Below are 15868 nucleotides of genomic sequence, written 5' to 3'. Positions count from 1 at the left end.
TTTCGCACCTACCGTTTTTGCGCCTTTTGTCGTAAATGACGTGTTTAGTGCTTCTCATACTGAAAAGCGGTCCGCGGTGCGCGGCCTTCGCTCGCCGGGCGGAAGCAGGAGGACCTCCAGTGCCCTGGCGCAGGCCCGCGCGTGCGTGACGAACCAGCCGATCCGCGCGTCGCTCATCACCTGCGGCGTGGAGCGCACCGCGAGCGCGTACCGCACATGGCTGAGCCGGTCGAGCACCGGCACCGCGATCGTCCGGACCCCGTCGTAGGACTCCCCGTCGTTCAGGGCGTACCCGGCCTCACGGACCCTGTCCAGCTCGGCGCGCAGCTCGACGTGGTCCACGATCGTCCGGTCGGTCAGGGCCGGCAGCGGGCCGAGCGCCTCCAGGTCCACCTTCCGCTCCGGGGCCCAGGCGAGCAGCACCTTGCCCAGCGCCGTGGAGTGCAGCGGCCGGCGCAGGCCGGCGCCGCTGTCGGGATCGAGCGAGCCGCCGCTCAGGATGACCGCGTACCTGTCGTTGCGCACGGCGAGGTCCACGGTCGCGGACGTGACGCGGGCCAGCTCGGCGAGCTCGGGCGTGATCCGGTGCAGCCCGCGCCGGTGGAAGGAGAGCTGCCCCAGCTCGATGATCGACGGACCGAGACGGTAACGGCCGGTCCGCGCCTCCTGCTCCAGGAAGCCCGCGCCGGTGAGGGTTCTGGCCAGGCGGTGGGCGGTGGAGGTCGGCAGCTCCATCCTGCGTGACAGGTCGGACAGGCTGAGGGAGATGTCCCCTCCGCCGAAGCAGTCGAGCATGCCGATCGCCCTGCGGACGGCCTGGACGCCGCCATCTGCTGCCATGCGGGAAACTCCGGTTTCCGAGTAGGGAGAGCCAGGACCAGGTGGGAGCCGGTCCGGCGGGGACGGCTTCCCGCATCGCGGGACATACTTTGCATTTCCTACCAATTTACTAGCAAACTCTCCGGCATGAGCACAGCCGCACTCGACACCCTCTGGTTCACCCGCTGTCCCGTTCCGACCGCGACGGGCATCGCGGCGGACCAGGGCTGGCTGGCCGCGGAGTTCGCCGCCGACGGGATCGCGGTCCGGTCCCTGCAGGACGACTCGCCGGGCGTCCCCCGTGAGACGCACTACACCCACGCCCTGACCGGCCTGTTCCGCGAGGGCGGCAACGTGCCCGCGCTGTGGGCGCGCTCGCGCGGCGAGGCCACCCGGCTCATCGGTCTCACCTGGATCGAGGAGCGGCAGGCCGTCCTGGTGCGCGGCGGCACCGCCCTGGAGAGCGCCGAGCAGCTCAAGGGCCTGCGCCTGGCCGTCCCCCGGCACCGCATCGCGATCGACTTCTGGCGGGCCATGGCCCTGCACGGCTTCCACGGCGCCCTTTCCCTGGCCGGGCTCGGCCTCGGCGACGCCGAGCTGATCGACGTCGAGGCCGAGCCGGGCGGCGGCCAGTGGGAGGCCGAGCTGGCCGCGCTGGCCCGCGGCGAGGTGGACGCGGTCTACGTCAAGGGGGCGCTCGCCGTCGAGGCCGCCCTGCGCCACGGCGCGGAGGTGGGGATCGACCTCGACGCCGTCCAGGACCGGCGGGCCAGGGTCAACAACGGCACACCTCGCCCGATCACCGTGCACCAGCGTCTCCTGGACGAGCACCCCGAGGTGGTCACCCGCTTCCTGGGCGTGCTGCTGCGCGCCGCGGGCTGGGCCGCGGAGCATCCGGCGGAGGTGGCGAGGATCCTCGGCGCGGAGACGGGCGCGGGCGCGGCCGGGGTGGCCGCCGCCTACGTCCCCGGCGCCTCGCTCCACCTCGACCTGTCCGCGGAGCGCCTCGACCTGCTGGCCCGGCAGGAGCGGTTCCTGCGTGACCACGGCTTCCTCGCATCGCCCGTGGACGTCGCGGCCTGGGCCGATCACACCCCTCTGCAAGGAGTCACCCATGCGTAAGCTGCTGCTCGCCGTCCCCCTGCTCCTCCTGGCGGCCGCCTGCGGGGGCACCGGGGCCGCGGCCGGCCAGGAGCAGGTGGTCGTCAGGATGGCGGACCCCGGCAACAGCGGCTTCCTGGCCGTCGCGAAGAAGGACGGCAGCCTGGACGCCGCGCTGGCCAAGGTCAACGCCAAGGTGAAGTGGGCCGGCGACTTCCCCGTGTTCGCGCCCGCCGCCCAGGCGATCAACGCCGGCTCGCTCGACGTCGCCACCGGCTCGATCACGTCCGGGGTCACCGCGCTGGCCGTCAAGCCCAGCTTCAAGATCTTCGCCACCGTGCCGCCCGACCTGGCGGGCGAGGGCATCGTGGTCAAGAACGGCTCGCCGATCAAGTCGGTCGCCGACCTGGCCGGGCGCAGCGTGGCCGTCGGGCACGGCGGCACCAGCGAGTACCTGCTGCTCAAGGCGCTGCAGACGTTCGACGTGCCCGTGGACAAGGTGAAGCGGGTCTACCTGCAGCCGCCGCAGACCGCGCCGGTCTTCGGCTCGGGCAAGGTGGACGCCTGGTCGACGTTCTCGACCTTCCTCATCCCCGCCGTGACCGACCTGGACGCCCGTGTCCTGGCCGACGGCGAGGCGATCAAGTCCGACAACTACGTCATCTACGTCGCCGCCAACAGGCTGCTCCAGAAGCACCCGGAGGTGGTCAAGGCCCTGTTCTCGTTCCTTCGCGAGGGCAGCGCCAAGGAGATCGCCGACCCGGCGGCGTACCTGAACGTCTTCACCCAGGCGGGCCCGCAGGCCGTTCAGGGGGCGCAGAAGGACCTGGTGGTCGACATCCAGAGGAAGGGCAAGCCCGCCCAGGCCGTCACCCCCACCGAGATCGCGAAGTATCAGGACGTCGCGACCTTCTTCTACGACCAGAAGGTGCTCACCGCACCCCTGGACGTCTCCCAGCACGTCGTGGACGTCACCACGCTCGGGAACGCCAAGCCATGAGCGCCGTCCCCCGGCACCACGAAGCCGTGAGCCCCGCCGCCGCGCCCACCGTCGAGGGGCTCGTCGCCCCGAACCCGCCCCGCTCCACCGGCCGCCATCCCGCGGTGACGCTCGCACTGCGGGCCATCGGCCCCGTGCTGCTGCTCGCCGCCTGGTACGCGGCCACCGCCTCCGGCGTCCTCACCGAGGACGTGCTCGCCGGCCCGCAGGACGTCGCCGCCACCTTCGGCGAGCTGTGGGCCGACGGCCAGCTCCCCGAGGCGCTGCGCGTCTCGGTCACCCGGGCGGGCCTCGGCCTGGTGCTCGGCGCCTCCACCGGGCTGGTCCTCGGCGTGCTCGCCGGCTTCACCCGGCTCGGCGAGGAGCTGGTCGACTCCTCGATGCAGGCGCTGCGCGCGATCCCGTTCCTGGCGCTGACCTCGCTGTTCATCGTCTGGTTCGGCATCGAGGAGGCGTCCAAGATCCTGCTGATCGGCGTCGCCTGCACCTTCCCGATGTACGTCAACGTCTCCAGCGGGGTGCGCAACGTGGACCGCAAGGTCGTCGAGGCGGCCCGCTCGTTCGGGCTCGGCCGCCTGGCGATCGCCCGCGAGGTCGTGCTGCCGGGCGCGCTGCCGTCGATCTTCTCCGGGTTGCGCCTGTCCACCACGCTCAGCGTGATCGCGCTCATCGCCGCCGAGGAGATCAACGTGACGGCCGGGCTCGGTTACCTCATGGCCAGGGCCACCGACTACCTGCGCACCGACATCCTGGCGCTCTGCGTGCTGCTGTACGCGGTGATCGGGCTGCTGGCCGACCTGACGCTGCGGGTGGCCGAGCGAGCGGCGATGCCCTGGCGCAAGGCGGTGACGATCCGATGAGCCTGGCCGTACGGACCAGAGGGCTGCGCAAGGTCTTCGGCGAGCGGGCCGTACTCGACGGGGTGGACCTGGACGTGCGGCGCGGGGAGTTCCTGGCGCTGCTGGGGGCGAGCGGCACCGGCAAGACCACGCTGCTGCGCGTCCTCGCCGGGCTGGACGCCGCCACCGGCGGGACGGTGCTCGTGCCGCCGGTGCGCACGGTCGTCTTCCAGGAGCCGCGCCTCATCCCCTCCAAGCGCGCCCTCGCCAACGTGATCATCGGGCAGGGCCGCGCCGCCCGCGCCAAGGGGCTGGCGGCCCTGGCCGAGGTGGGCCTGAGCGGGCACGCCGACGCCTGGCCCGCGACGCTGTCCGGCGGCGAGGCCCAGCGGGTCGCGCTGGCCAGGGCCCTGGTCCGCGAGCCGGAGCTGCTCCTCCTCGACGAGCCGTTCGCCGCTCTCGACGCCCTCACCCGCCTGCACATGCAGGACCTGATCGCCGAGCTGTGCGCCCGGCACCGGCCCGCCGTCGTGCTGGTCACGCACGACGTGGAGGAGGCGATCCTGCTGGCCGACCGGATCGCGGTGCTGCGCGAGGGCAGGTTCGTCACGGACCTGCGGGTCGGCCTCGACCGGCCGCGGGACCGTACCGACCACGACTTCGTCGAGCTGCGCCGCCGGCTCCTCGCGGACCTGGGCGTGGACACGCACGCCGGGGCGGACACGCACACCGGAGTCGCGCCATGACGCGCTGGATCGACGAGAACGCCCCCACGCTGACCGGGCTCGCCGACCGGATCTGGGCCTACGCCGAGCCGTCGCTGCGCGAGTGGCGCTCGGCGCTGGCCACCGCCGAGCTGCTGCGCGCGCACGACTTCACGATCGAGTGGGGCACGGCCGGCCTGCCCGCCGCGTTCGTCGCCACTCACGGCGACACCGGCCCCGTGCTCGGCTTCAACGTCGAGTACGACGCCCTGCCCGGCCTGTCGCAGCGCGCCGGCGTCCCCCGCCACGAGCCCGTCGTCTTCGACGGCGACGAGTACGCGCCCGCCTACGGCCTCGGCCACGGGTGCGGGCACAACGCCCTGGCGGCGGCTTCGGCAGGCGCGGCCATCGCCGCCGCCAGGGCTCTGCGTGGCCGGGCGACGGTCAAGGTGTTCGCCTCCACCGGCGAGGAGCAGCTCGTCGGCAAGGCGTACGCGGTTCGCGACGGCGCGTACGACGGGCTCGACGCCTTCCTCGACTGGCATCCCGCGCCCGTCACCGCGACGGGCTGGGACGTGACCAGCGCGCTGTACTCGTCCACGTTCTCCTTCCTCGGCTCCCCCGGCCACGGCTCGAACCCGCTGGGCACCCGCAGCGGCCTGGACGGCGCCCTGCTGCTGGCGGGCATGGTCGAGCGGCTGCGCGCGGGCAACGTCTCGCCGTCCGGCCGGATCAGCTACGCGATCGGCGGGGGCGGCGCGCCCAACGTCACCCCCGACCTGCAGACGGTGTGGGTCTACGTCCGCGAGTCCACCCACGCCGCGGCGAAGACGCTCCACGACAAGGTCGTGGCCTGCGCCGGTGCCGCCGCGACGGCCAGTCAGACCCGGCTGGAGCACCGCCTGGTCACCGCGATCAGGCAGGGACTCGGCAACAGGGCGGGCGCGGAGCTGCTGCACCACACGATGAGCGACCTCGGCCCGCCCGCGTTCACCGACGCCGACCAGGAGTTCGCGGTGCGGCTGCAGGAGGAGATCGGCAGGCCGCGCTCCGGCCTCGCGACCGGGATCCTGCCGCTGCACCCGCCCGCGGAGCCGAGCCTGGGCGGGCCGTCCAGCGACACGTCGGAAGTGAGCTGGACGGCGCCGCACCTCAGTCTGACCGCCGCCGTGGTCCCGCTCGGCGTTCCGCTGCACTCGTGGGCGGCCACGGCCTCCACCGGCACCCCGATCGCCCACGCCGGGCTGCTGGCCGCGGCCCGCTACCTGGCGGCGGCGGCCGTCACGCTGGTCGAGCAGCCGGAGACGCTCGCGGCGGTCAAGCAGGAGTTCGACGGCCGTGAGCGCGGACCCGGCCCGCTGCCGGCGCACGCCGAGCCACCGCGTCCGCTGCCACCGGCCGAGTTCCTCGAAGAGACGGGCCAGTCGGCGCTGCCTCCCAGGACGCCGCCCGTTTCCGCTGAACCCCTAGGAAAGATCTGACATGACCGTCTTGTTCATCTCGGGCAGCCCGTCCGCCGCCTCGCGGACCGGCCGGCTGCTCGACCACCTGGCCGGGCGGCTGGAGCGGCCCGCCGAGATCCTGCGCCTGCGCGACCTGCCCGCCGACGCCCTGCTGCGCGGCGACGCCGTCCATCCGGAGCTGGAGGAGGCCGCGCGCCTGGTGGCCGCGGCCGAAGTGATCGTCGTCGCCACCCCCATCTACAAGGCCGCCTACACCGGCCTGCTGAAGGCGTTCCTGGACGTCCTGCCGCAGGGGGCCTTCTCCGGCAAGACGGTGGTGCCGGTGGCCACGGGCGGGACGGTCGCGCACCTGCTCGCCGTGGACTACGCCCTGCGGCCGGTGCTGAGCGTGCTGGGCGCGCGGCACGTCACCCGGGGGCTGTTCGTCCTGGACACCCAGATCGAGCCCTTCGCCGAGGAGCTGCGCCCGCGTATCGACGCGCTCCTGGACGAGCTGCCCCTGGCGGCGGTGGCGTGATGGCCCGTTTCCACGTGATCCTGCCGACCAGAGGCGTCGTCCGGGCGGAGCTGCCGGCCTTCGTCACCGACGTGCGGCCCCCCGCCTCCGACCCGGCCGGGCGCGCCGCCGTGGCCGCCGACCTGGCCGGGCTCGCGGGCGCGCTGGTCCCGTTCGACCCGGGCGGGCAGGAGTCGCTGACCCTCGCGGCGAACGCCCTGCGCCGCACCCGCCACCTGCGCGTCGTCGCGGAGTTCCACCCCGGTGTCGCCACCCCCGTCTACGCGGCCAAGCTCTCGGCCTCCCTGCAGCGCTTCGCCGCCGGCCGGCTGGGCTGGCGGCTCGCGGTGGACCTGGACCCGGCGGTGGCCAGGGGGCAGGGCGACTTCCTGACCGGCGCCGAGCGCTACGCCCGTGCCGACGAGTTCCTGACCGTCGCCAAGGGCGTCTGGCGCGGGCCCTTCGACTTCCGGGGCGACTTCTACGAGGTGGCCGCGGGTGGCTTCGCGCCGCCGCTGTCCGTGCCGCCCTTCCCCGAGGTTCACCTGTCGGGCACCTCGCCCGAGGCTTTGGCCCTGTCGCGGCGGCACGCGGACGTGCACGTCTTCTCCCCGGAGGACGACCTGGACGCCCTCGTCCCCGAACTGCCCGGCCTGCGGTACGGCGTGCGCCTGCCTTCGCCCGACCGCCTGGAGGACAGTCGCTCGGAGCACAGTCGCTCGGAGGACGGTCGCTCGGAGCACGGTCGCTCCTCGGAGCGCAGTCGCCTGGAGCACAGCGTCGAGGACTACGCGCGGCGGGGCGTCACCGAGTTCTTCGTCCAGACCGAGGACGTCTACCGCCTCGGCGAGCACGTGAAGGAGCGGGCTCTTGCCGGTTGACATCTACTGGCGCATCCACATGGAAGGCGACCAGCCCTCGCTGCGCCGCCGGGTACGCAGCCGCGGCGGCTTCGCCCCCGGCGGCACGGCGCCGGGCGTCAGGGACGGCCGCGACGACGGCTACAGCCACGCCGACTACATGGCCGAGGTCGCCAGGGCGGCCGAGGAGTCGGGCTTCGTCGGCGGCCTCCTGCCGAACTTCCCGCACACCGACGACCCCTGGGCGGCCGCCGCGACGCTGGCCCGCGAGACCACGTCGTACCGCTTCATGGTCGCCTTCCAGCCCGGATTCCTGCATCCGGTCCAGGCCGCCAGGATGACGGCGACGCTGCAGCGGGCGACCGGCGGCCGGATCGTCTACAACGTGATCTCCGGCGGCGGCGGGCCCGCGCAGCTGTGGTGGGGTGACAAGGTCGACCACGACGACCGCTACGCCCGTACCTCCGAGTTCCTCGACGTGCTCAAGGGCGTCTGGGCGGGCGGCCACACCCATCACGGCCGCTTCTACCAGGTCGAGAACGCCGGGCTCCCCGAGGAGCTGGCCGGCCAGCCGTTCCCGGAGATCTTCTTCTCCGGCTCCTCCCCGGCCGCCATCGCCGCCGCCGGTCGGCACGCCGACTACTACCTGTCGTGGCTGGAGCCGTTCGAGGCGCTGAAGGAGAAGTTCGACGCCGTGCGCGCGCACAGCGACACGCCGCCCCGGTTCGCCGTGCGCGTGGACCTGCTCGCACGGGAGAGCGAGGAGGAGGCATGGGAGGAGATCAGACAGGGCTGGCGGCCCCGCCCGAGCACGGCGGACAACGACCGGCAGGGCGCCCCCGCCGCCGTGCCGCAGGACTCCACCAGTGCCGGCCCGAACCCCGCCGCCGTGCGGCAGAACTCCGCCGGTGCCGGCCCTAACCCCGCCGGCGGGCCGCAGGACTCCGCCGGCGTGCCGCCGGATTCCGGTTCGCGGCAGGACTCCGCCGGTGCCGGCCCGAACCCGGCCGGCGGGCAGGCGGACTCCACCAGTGCCGGCCCGAACTCCGCTGCTGTGGCGCCGGGCTCCGCCGGGCGGCAGCAGGGCGATTCTGTCGGGGTGCGGCGTAGTCGCTCCTTCCTGGCCGACGTGGGTGACGACTACCGCCGGCTGGAGGTCGCGCCCAACGTGTGGGGCGGGTTCGGCGCGCTCCGCGACGGCCCGGCGTTCGGCCTGGTCGGGGACTACCGGCAGGTCGCCGAACGACTCGACCAGCTCCTGGACCTCGGCGTGGACGCCTTCATCCTGGCCGGCATCCCCCATCTCGAAGAGGCCCGCCGCGTGGGCCGCCATGTGTTGCCACTCCTGAAAGGACGTAGGTCATGACCACCAGAGTCGGCTTCTTCCCCCAGAACAACACGCTGTGGGTGGCCCGCCACCGCGATCTGCTGCCCGGTGTGGAGTGGGTGGACCTCAACGCCCTGGGCCGGGGCGAACGGGTGGACCCCACCCGGGCGCTGCCCTCGGCCCACGGGGACCACCTGTTCGACGGCGGGTACGACTTCATCGGCACCGGCTCCACTCCCCCGGTCACCGCCCAGGCCAAGGGCCACGACATCGTGTACGTGGCGATCTCGGGGCCGCGCGTCGAGAACGGCCGCCTGGTCGTGCGGGACGACTCGCCGATCGGCTCGGTGGCGGAGCTGAAGGGCAAGCGGGTCGCGCTCGGCCACGGCTCGTGGCAGACCACGCTGCTGCTGCTCGCGCTGGAGCGGGCCGGGCTCGGCTGGGGCGACATCGTGCCCGTGGACGCCTACGGCAACGCCGCCGAGCTGCTGGTGAACGGCGACGTGGACGCCTGGGTGGGCTCGTACCCGTACCTGACGCCGGTCGAGTCGCGCACCAGGACGCTCGTCGAGACGGACGGCCTGTTCAGTCACCGCTCGCTCTGGTTCACCCGCCGCGACTTCGCGCGGGAGCAGCCGGAGGAGCTCGCCCGGATCGTGACGGCGCTGCAGGAGGCCGACCGCTGGACCGAGGAGCGCCCGCGCGAGGCGGCGGCGCTGTTCGACGGCGACCTCGACGCGTGGGAGCACGCCCTGCGCACCCGTCCGTGGGGACTGCAGCCGGTGAGCGAGGAGTTCGTGGCCGAGCAGCAGCACGCCGCCGACCTGTTCCACGCCAACGGGCTGATCGAGCGGAAGATCAGGGTCGCGGACGCCGTGCTCCCCGAGATCGGCGAGCTGGTGCTGCGGACGGGCCGGGCGATCACCCCCTCGGCCTGAGCCCTCCGAGCCCGACCGTGAGCCGCCTGAACGCTCGGACGGCGAGCGTGAGCCGTGTCCTGGACCTGTTGCCACCGGGATGGACCCGTTGCCACCGGGATGAAGGTGCGGCGCCGGGAGGTCAGGCGGCGTGCGGCTCTTCCTCCTCCAGGGCGGCCAGGAGGGGGAGGAGCCAGCCGGAGTGGGCGGGGCCCATGGCGGTGTCGAGCTCGGCCGGGGTGGGCAGGCGGCCCCGGAGCGTGTCCGGGGAGAGCAGGCTCTGCAGGGCGTGCATGAGCAGGTTGGCCATGGAGTAGCCGGGGTCGATGGTGAGGGCTCGCTCCAGGGCGATCGTGGCCAGGGTGCTGTCGCCCGAGCGCCAGGAGGCCATGGCGAGCAGCGACGCGGCGGGCGGCACGAAGCGAGGCTCCAGGCGGCGGGTCAGGTCCTTCCAGAGGCCGAGGTGGGCGCCGTCCATGAGGGTCCAGGCTTCGTCGCGCACGCGGACCACGGCGAGGTCGAGGCCGAGCCGGGCCGCCACGGCGTCGTCGAGGCGGTCCCCGGCGGCGTGCGTGGCCAGGGCCGCGCGGACCCTCGCCAGGCCGGCGGAGACGAACGCTCCCGCGAAGGCGTCCGCGTCGCCGGACGCCGTGAGCCCGGCCCGCAGCTCCGCCACCGCGTCGGATGTCGCGCGCCGCATCGCCAGGCGGACGGGGCCCGTGAGCGGGGCGATGGTGCGTTCGAGGGAGCGGCGGTCGGGGAGGGCCACCAGGCCGCGCACCGTCGCCTCGGCCGCGACGCGACTGGCGCGCGGGTCGTACGGCATGCCCTGGGGAGGGCAGCACTGCGGCAGGTCGCACACGTACGACCAGTAACGCCCTTCATGAGCCCGCAGCGCCTCGTCGACCTCCACCCCCGCCCGGGCCGCCAGTGACCTCGCCTCGTCGATCGCCGGGGTGACCTGCTCCCCCGGCCCATAGCCGACGACGATGATCCGCTCGACGTGCTCCCGCTCCCACAGGCGCGACAGCGGGGCCAGCGTGCCCGGCGGGAACGGGAGGTCCCAGCGGACCGCCACCTTCGCCCGGCCCTGGACGAGGCCGACCACGATGAGGCTGTGGTCGGGGTGGAAGCCCACGAGGTAGGGGACGGCGGCGAGGATGTCGGCGGGGCCGGTCAGGGTGAGGCAGGGCTCGGAGGTGTCGGTCGTCATGGGGACGAGAGTGCCGGGTGGTGAGCGGCGGCCGAACGGCCGAACGGTGTTCTGGGGATGAGCCGTGGGAGGCGGACCGAGGCTGTGGACAGCGGCCGGCGCGTGACCCCCTGGTCAGGCCCGCGTCACGTCGCCCGCCGCGAGCTCCGTCCGTACCAGCAGGGCGGCGCCCGCCACCGCCGCGGGCATGGCCACCACCGCCACGAACGGCACCAGGAACAGCACGAACACCGCCACCCCGAACCCCAGGGAAAGCCCCTTACGCCCTCTCAACAGGGCGAAGCGCTGCTTGCGGGCGTACCCGCGGCGCTCCAGCGACAGCGTGGTCAGCTCCGCCGACAGGAAGAAGCCCGACACCGCCGCCCCCAGCACCGGCACCACCGTCTGCCCGACCACCGGGATGAAGCCCAGGAAGAACAGCGGCACGCTGAACACCAGCACCCAGCCCAGCGTCACCAGGCTGTCCCTGATGGACCGCGGCAGCGTGCGCCACCACGGCTGCTCCACCTCTCCGGGCACCTCGTCCACGGCCGCCGAGAGCTTCTCGTAGAACGGCTCGCCGATGGCGAGGGTCACCGCCGTGAAGGTGATCACAGCCAGCGCGAGGCCGCCCAGGAAGAGCATCACCTGCACCATCACCCGGAACGCGTCGCGCCACGACCACGTGTCGGCGAACGGCGTCAGCCACTCGGCCAGGCCGGCGGCGTTGGTGCCGAGGTAGACGAGCCCGGCCACGTAGACGGCGAAGGCGATGAACGCGGGGATCAGCCCGAACAGCCACCACCGGCCGTGCCGGGCGACCCATCCCACACCCTGGAAGAAGAAGCCCACGCCCGCCAGGAAGTCGCGCACTGATCGCATGCCCGGCAGGCTAGCGCCAGAACGACGTCACCGCGTAGCCGAGATCCTCGAACAGCCGCCGGACCAGCGGCAGGGAGATGCCCAGCACGTTGCCGTGGTCGCCCTCGATGCTGTCGACGAACCAGCCGCCCCGGCCCTCGATGCTGAACGCCCCGGCCAGGCCGAGCGGCTCCCCGGTGGCGACGTAGGCGGCGACCTCCTCGTCGGTGGGCTGGCCGAAGCGGATGACGGTGGTGCCCACTTCGGCGACCTCCCGGCCGGCGGCCACGTCGATCACGCAGTGGCCGGTGACCAGGCGTCCCGTCCGGCCGCGCAGGATGCGCCATCGCTCGGCGGCCTCCTCCGCGGAGGCGGGCTTGCCGTACGGCCTGCCGTCGAGCTCCAGGATCGAGTCGCAGCCGATGACCAGCCCCTCGTCCAGTCCGCCCGCCACGGCCGCGGCCTTGGCCTTGGCCAGCTCCAGGGCGAGCGCGGCGGGCGAGTAGGCGGAGTACGCCTCCTCGTCGACCCCGCTGACGATCACCTTGGGGTCTAGCCCGGCGCTGCGCAGAAGAGCCAGGCGGGCGGGAGAGGCTGAGGCCAGAACGATCACTGTTCCAGCTTACCGGTCACCAGTCGACCTGCGGCCGGGGCCTGGTGCGGGCCCGGGGCGGCGCCGGAGGGCCGTAGACGCTGTCGAGCAGCCCAGCGACGAAGGCGGCCAGGTGAGCGGGCAGCGCGGCCTGCTCGCGGCGCAGGACGACGGCGACGTCCCGGGCGTCCATGTCGTGCTCGGCGGCATGACCGGCGAGCACGGACATGACCATGGGTGCGAGGAGCGGAAGGGTCTTCATGAGGACGGCCGGGTCGGCGCCCGCGAGGCGGGCCAGCTCGACGGCGGCCTGTTCGGTGCCCTGCGCGCCGAGCACGTGGCCGAGGATGCTCTGGCCGTCGCGCGTGAGCGACGCTATGTCGCTGTTGAAGGGGTCGGCGTCGACATGGTCCTCCAGCGCGGCGCGCAACGCCTCGGCCCCGTCGGGGTCGTAGGCGTTGCGGGCCATGCCGCCGACGATCGTGCCGGTCACCGCCTGGAGCACGGTGCGCGTCGTGGCCGTGCAGACGCCGAGCATCCCGGCGAACTGCTCCAGGCCCGGGTCGCCGAGCCGGTCGAGGATCTCATCGGTCAGGGTCATGAGAGTCCCCCGTTCCTTCTGCGGAGGCGTTCCCCTGACCGGACCCGGCTACTGTCCCTTTTCTGCTAAGACTCGGAAAAACCAGCCCTGAACGGACTAGCTCTCGATCGGCTGGCGCTCGCGGCCCACGCCCGCCGCCGCGTAGGCGTCGGCCTCGTCGAGGGTCTCGTGCTGCAGCAGCGCCGCGACGATGGCCTCCAGCTTGTCGCGGTTTTCCCGCAGCAGGTCGAGGGCCCGGATGTAGCACTCGTCCACGATGCGCCGCGCCTCCTCGTCCACCATCGCGAGCGTGGCGGGCGAGGCCTGGGGCTGCTGGCCGTCGGACGGCAGGATGGTCAGCGGGCCGACCTTCTCCGACATGCCCCAGCGGCCCACCATGCCGCGCGCGATCATGGTGACCTGCTCCAGGTCGTTCTCGGCGCCGGTGGTGACCACGCCGAAGATCACCTCCTCGGCGGCCATCCCGCCGAGCGCGCCGACGATGCGGCCGCGCAGGTACCGCTCGTCGTAGGCGTAGCGGTCGGTGTCGGGAGTGGACAGCGTGACGCCGAGCGCCCGCCCGCGCGGGATGATCGAGATCTTGCGCACGGGGTCGGCGCCGGGCTGCAGCATGCCCAGCAGGGCGTGGCCCGCCTCGTGGTAGGCGGTGCGGGTGCGCTCCTCCTCGGGCATCACGATGCTGCGCGCCGCGCCGAGCTGGAGCTTCTCCAGCGCGTCGGCGAAGTCGCCGCTGGTGACCTTCTCCTTGCCGCGCTTGGCGGCGAGCAGCGCCGCCTCGTTGACGAGGTTGGCCAGGTCGGCGCCGGTCATGCCGGGAGTGGTGCGAGCGATCTGGTCCAGGACCACCGTGCCGTCGAGCGGGACGCTGCGCGTGTGGACCTCCAGGATGGCGGTACGGCCGGCGGCGTCGGGCAGCCCCACCTGGACGGTCCGGTCGAAGCGGCCGGGCCGCAGCAGGGCGGCGTCGAGGATCTCGGGCCGGTTGGTGGCGCCGATGACGATCACGCCCTCGGCGCCGGAGAAGCCGTCCATCTCGGTGAGGATCTGGTTGAGCGTCTGCTCGCGCTCGTCGTGGCCGCCGATGCCGCCCGCGCCGCCGCGGGCCCGGCCGATGGCGTCGATCTCGTCGATGAACACGATCGACGGCGCGACCTTGCGCGCCTCCTCGAACAGGTCTCGCACACGCGAGGCGCCCACACCGACGATCATCTCGATGAACTCGGAGGCGCTGGCGGAGAAGAACGGCACCTTGGCCTCGCCGGCCACGGCCCGCGCCAGCAGGGTCTTGCCCGTGCCGGGAGGGCCGGCGAGCAGCACGCCCTTGGGCAGCTTGGCGCCGAGCCGGCGGTACTTGCCGGGATCCTTGAGGTAGTCGACGATCTCGACGAGCTCGTTCTCGACCTCGTCGATGCCGGCGACGTCGTCGAACGTGACCCGCACCTGACCGGCCTCGACCGGCTTGGCGGCCTTCGACTTGCCGAGCCCGCCGAGTCCGCCGCCGCCCATCATGCTGGCCCCCCGGCGCATGATGAAGATCCACAGACCGGCCAGGAGCAGCACGGGCAGCAGCGACAGCAGGAGGTTGAGGAAGAAGCCGCGGCCGCCGTTGATGGGCTCGGCCTTGATCTCCACGCCGGACGACTGGAGCTGCTGCGAGAGCTGGTCGGTGTCGGCGAAGGCGGGGATCTCGGTGCGGAACTGGGTGTAGGTCTGGTTGTCGCTGTCGGGGTCCTTGGCGGGGGTCCTCAGGTCACCCTCGACGGACAGGCCGGTGGCGTAGATCTCCTTGACGTTCTTCGCGGTCACCTGCTGGGTGAACTGCGTGTAGGAGACGGTCTCGACCTGGCTGTTGTCGAAGAACGACGACACCAGGAAGAAGGCTGCGTACACCACCAGAAGGGTGACGGCGAACCGCCACCAGTTGATCTTGGGCCGGCCCCCGGGCGTGCCCGGCAGGCCCTCGGCCCGCCATGGCGGCTTGGTCTTGCCCTTCTCGGGGGCCTGCGGCGTTCCAGAGCGTTCCACGGCGTCACTCCCCAAATCGCCGCATACATGATCCTTTTACCCTAGAACACGAACCCCGGAAATGACGCGGGTCACATCCCCCCATCGCTTCCGCTGCGTGTCGGGCACTGTCACGAACGCCAGACCGGGCTTTCTCATTCCCCCGTCGAGCACGACCACGGCCGCACGGGAGCTGTGCCTGCCGTACTTCACCCGGTACATCAGCATCCAGCCGTTCCTGACCGGCTGGGAGGCGAGCCAGCTGATCGTGGCTCCCTCGGGGTGGTGGTTGAGCGTCCAGCGGGCGGCCAGCAGGGCGCTGTCGCGCGGCGCCTTCTGCGTCTCGATGGGCAGCGGGCAGGTCACGAACATGCCGCGGGTGCCGGCGCCGCGCACCTTGGGGAGCACCTGCCGGGTCGTGAACGGGGCCGGGCCGGACAGCTTCCACGGCTTGCCGAGCCTCGGCAGCGCCAGGCCGGTGCGCCTGTCCTCGACCGGACGGCCGGCCGCCGCCTTGAGCCGGACCCTGCCGGTCCTGGCGGGCAGCGCGGGGAGCCGGGCGTCGGCGTGCAGGGCCTCCATGGCCGTGTAGCCGGGGGCGAGCGAGGTGCCGGGCGTGGGCACCGGCCGGCCGGTCGCCGCGAGGGGCGTCGGGGTGAGAGGCGTGGGGGCCGGAGCCGATGTGACCGAGCTCGCGGGGGCCGGCTCGGTGGGGGCCGAGACCGGGGACACCTCCGCAGAGGGGACACCGGACGAGAGGGGGCCGGACGGGAGAGGGCCCGACGAGAGGGGGCCGGACGAGGACGGCCGGGCCGATGGCGCGGTGATCGGCCCGGCGGCGACCTCGTCCGGCCCCTGCGGGAGCACGAAGACCACCCCCGCGGCGACGGTCGCCGCCGCGGCGAGCACGGCCAGCCCCCGGTACACGTCCCGCATCCGCAGATCACCGATGCGGGAGCGCCTGGGCGGAGAGGCAGGGGGTCCCGAGCGCGCAACAGTAGTCACATCGGAACGCTTGGTCCCGTCATCCCCTTCGAGCACGACGGGAGCGTACGACATATCCCGCCATTCCGCTGGAGAAGCGACCGAAGT

16 protein-coding genes are annotated in these 15868 nt (G+C 73.1%); 9 read left to right on the top strand and 7 right to left on the bottom strand.

What is annotated here, in order from left to right; translation table 11 throughout:
- Positions 1-54: 54 nt before the first annotated feature.
- Entirely contained in the window at positions 55-840 is a 786-nt protein-coding gene (locus tag ACIBG4_RS05045; protein WP_397200739.1) for an IclR family transcriptional regulator, read from the bottom strand.
- 126 nt (positions 841-966) lie between these two features.
- Here ACIBG4_RS05045 and ACIBG4_RS05040 point away from each other — a divergent pair, with 126 nt between their 5' ends.
- From ACIBG4_RS05040 to ACIBG4_RS05000, 9 genes are read left to right on the top strand one after another with little or no spacing between them, the layout of a single operon-like run.
- Entirely contained in the window at positions 967-1941 is a 975-nt protein-coding gene (locus ACIBG4_RS05040; protein WP_397200738.1) for an ABC transporter substrate-binding protein, read from the top strand.
- Complete coding sequence (locus ACIBG4_RS05035; protein WP_397200737.1) at positions 1934-2920, top strand: ABC transporter substrate-binding protein; 987 nt, start codon at positions 1934-1936, stop codon at positions 2918-2920. The genes ACIBG4_RS05040 and ACIBG4_RS05035 overlap by 8 nt, the downstream gene beginning before the upstream one ends.
- Entirely contained in the window at positions 2917-3780 is an 864-nt protein-coding gene (locus tag ACIBG4_RS05030; protein ID WP_397200736.1) for an ABC transporter permease, read from the top strand. The genes ACIBG4_RS05035 and ACIBG4_RS05030 overlap by 4 nt, the downstream gene beginning before the upstream one ends.
- Complete coding sequence (locus ACIBG4_RS05025) at positions 3777-4505, top strand: ABC transporter ATP-binding protein (protein WP_310711631.1); 729 nt, start codon at positions 3777-3779, stop codon at positions 4503-4505. Before ACIBG4_RS05030 ends, ACIBG4_RS05025 begins: the two co-directional genes overlap by 4 nt.
- The gene (locus ACIBG4_RS05020) at positions 4502-5944 is read left to right on the top strand and encodes a hypothetical protein (protein WP_397200735.1); all 1443 of its coding nucleotides are present in this window, start codon (positions 4502-4504) and stop codon (positions 5942-5944) included. Before ACIBG4_RS05025 ends, ACIBG4_RS05020 begins: the two co-directional genes overlap by 4 nt.
- Position 5945: 1 nt before the next feature.
- A complete protein-coding gene (ssuE, locus tag ACIBG4_RS05015; protein WP_397200734.1) occupies positions 5946-6443 on the top strand; it encodes an NADPH-dependent FMN reductase in 498 nt (165 codons plus the stop codon).
- Positions 6443-7303, top strand: a complete 861-nt coding sequence (locus ACIBG4_RS05010) for an LLM class flavin-dependent oxidoreductase (RefSeq protein ID WP_397200733.1) — start codon at positions 6443-6445, stop codon at positions 7301-7303. The genes ssuE and ACIBG4_RS05010 overlap by 1 nt, the downstream gene beginning before the upstream one ends.
- A complete protein-coding gene (locus ACIBG4_RS05005) occupies positions 7293-8648 on the top strand; it encodes an LLM class flavin-dependent oxidoreductase (protein WP_397200732.1) in 1356 nt (451 codons plus the stop codon). The genes ACIBG4_RS05010 and ACIBG4_RS05005 overlap by 11 nt, the downstream gene beginning before the upstream one ends.
- Positions 8645-9547 (top strand): ABC transporter substrate-binding protein, encoded by a 903-nt coding sequence (locus ACIBG4_RS05000; protein WP_397200731.1) that lies wholly within the window; start codon positions 8645-8647, stop codon positions 9545-9547. The genes ACIBG4_RS05005 and ACIBG4_RS05000 overlap by 4 nt, the downstream gene beginning before the upstream one ends.
- Before the next feature lie 121 nt (positions 9548-9668).
- Here ACIBG4_RS05000 and ACIBG4_RS04995 read toward each other — a convergent pair whose 3' ends face one another.
- The 6 genes from ACIBG4_RS04995 to ACIBG4_RS04970 form a co-directional block, all read right to left on the bottom strand.
- Positions 9669-10739, bottom strand: coding sequence for a DUF4192 domain-containing protein (locus ACIBG4_RS04995; protein WP_397200730.1), 1071 nt, complete (start codon positions 10737-10739; stop codon positions 9669-9671).
- A 114-nt stretch (positions 10740-10853) separates the two neighbouring features.
- Positions 10854-11600: an EI24 domain-containing protein gene (locus tag ACIBG4_RS04990; protein WP_397200729.1), complete on the bottom strand. Its 747-nt coding sequence runs from the start codon at positions 11598-11600 to the stop codon at positions 10854-10856.
- A gap of 10 nt (positions 11601-11610) precedes the next feature.
- A complete protein-coding gene (locus ACIBG4_RS04985; RefSeq protein ID WP_355439523.1) occupies positions 11611-12192 on the bottom strand; it encodes a nucleoside triphosphate pyrophosphatase in 582 nt (193 codons plus the stop codon).
- A gap of 16 nt (positions 12193-12208) precedes the next feature.
- A complete protein-coding gene (locus ACIBG4_RS04980; protein ID WP_397200728.1) occupies positions 12209-12772 on the bottom strand; it encodes a DUF937 domain-containing protein in 564 nt (187 codons plus the stop codon).
- Positions 12773-12868: 96 nt separating this feature from the next.
- Positions 12869-14797, bottom strand: coding sequence for an ATP-dependent zinc metalloprotease FtsH (gene ftsH, locus ACIBG4_RS04975; protein WP_310711651.1), 1929 nt, complete (start codon positions 14795-14797; stop codon positions 12869-12871).
- A 36-nt stretch (positions 14798-14833) separates the two neighbouring features.
- Entirely contained in the window at positions 14834-15712 is an 879-nt protein-coding gene (locus ACIBG4_RS04970; RefSeq protein ID WP_397200727.1) for a hypothetical protein, read from the bottom strand.
- Positions 15713-15868 lie beyond the last annotated feature (156 nt).

Origin of the sequence: Nonomuraea sp. NPDC050383 (assembly GCF_044459125.1) — a bacterium.
Taxonomy (GTDB): domain Bacteria; phylum Actinomycetota; class Actinomycetes; order Streptosporangiales; family Streptosporangiaceae; genus Nonomuraea.
This window is presented reverse-complemented; position numbering and strand designations above follow the sequence as displayed.

What these genes read in the sequence shown, in the direction of transcription:
- ACIBG4_RS04970 (WP_397200727.1), bottom strand. Translation starts at nt 15,712, where the DNA reads ATGCGGGACGTGTACCGGGGGCTGGCCGTGCTCGCCGCGGCGGCGACC.
- ACIBG4_RS04995 (WP_397200730.1), bottom strand. Translation starts at nt 10,739, where the DNA reads ATGACGACCGACACCTCCGAGCCCTGCCTCACCCTGACCGGCCCCGCC.
- ACIBG4_RS04980 (WP_397200728.1), bottom strand. Translation starts at nt 12,772, where the DNA reads ATGACCCTGACCGATGAGATCCTCGACCGGCTCGGCGACCCGGGCCTG.
- ACIBG4_RS05035 (WP_397200737.1), top strand. Translation starts at nt 1,934, where the DNA reads ATGCGTAAGCTGCTGCTCGCCGTCCCCCTGCTCCTCCTGGCGGCCGCC.
- ACIBG4_RS05000 (WP_397200731.1), top strand. Translation starts at nt 8,645, where the DNA reads ATGACCACCAGAGTCGGCTTCTTCCCCCAGAACAACACGCTGTGGGTG.
- ssuE (WP_397200734.1), top strand. Translation starts at nt 5,946, where the DNA reads ATGACCGTCTTGTTCATCTCGGGCAGCCCGTCCGCCGCCTCGCGGACC.
- ACIBG4_RS05040 (WP_397200738.1), top strand. Translation starts at nt 967, where the DNA reads ATGAGCACAGCCGCACTCGACACCCTCTGGTTCACCCGCTGTCCCGTT.
- ACIBG4_RS05010 (WP_397200733.1), top strand. Translation starts at nt 6,443, where the DNA reads ATGGCCCGTTTCCACGTGATCCTGCCGACCAGAGGCGTCGTCCGGGCG.
- ACIBG4_RS05025 (WP_310711631.1), top strand. Translation starts at nt 3,777, where the DNA reads ATGAGCCTGGCCGTACGGACCAGAGGGCTGCGCAAGGTCTTCGGCGAG.
- ACIBG4_RS04990 (WP_397200729.1), bottom strand. Translation starts at nt 11,600, where the DNA reads ATGCGATCAGTGCGCGACTTCCTGGCGGGCGTGGGCTTCTTCTTCCAG.
- ACIBG4_RS05045 (WP_397200739.1), bottom strand. Translation starts at nt 840, where the DNA reads ATGGCAGCAGATGGCGGCGTCCAGGCCGTCCGCAGGGCGATCGGCATG.
- ACIBG4_RS05030 (WP_397200736.1), top strand. Translation starts at nt 2,917, where the DNA reads ATGAGCGCCGTCCCCCGGCACCACGAAGCCGTGAGCCCCGCCGCCGCG.
- ACIBG4_RS05020 (WP_397200735.1), top strand. Translation starts at nt 4,502, where the DNA reads ATGACGCGCTGGATCGACGAGAACGCCCCCACGCTGACCGGGCTCGCC.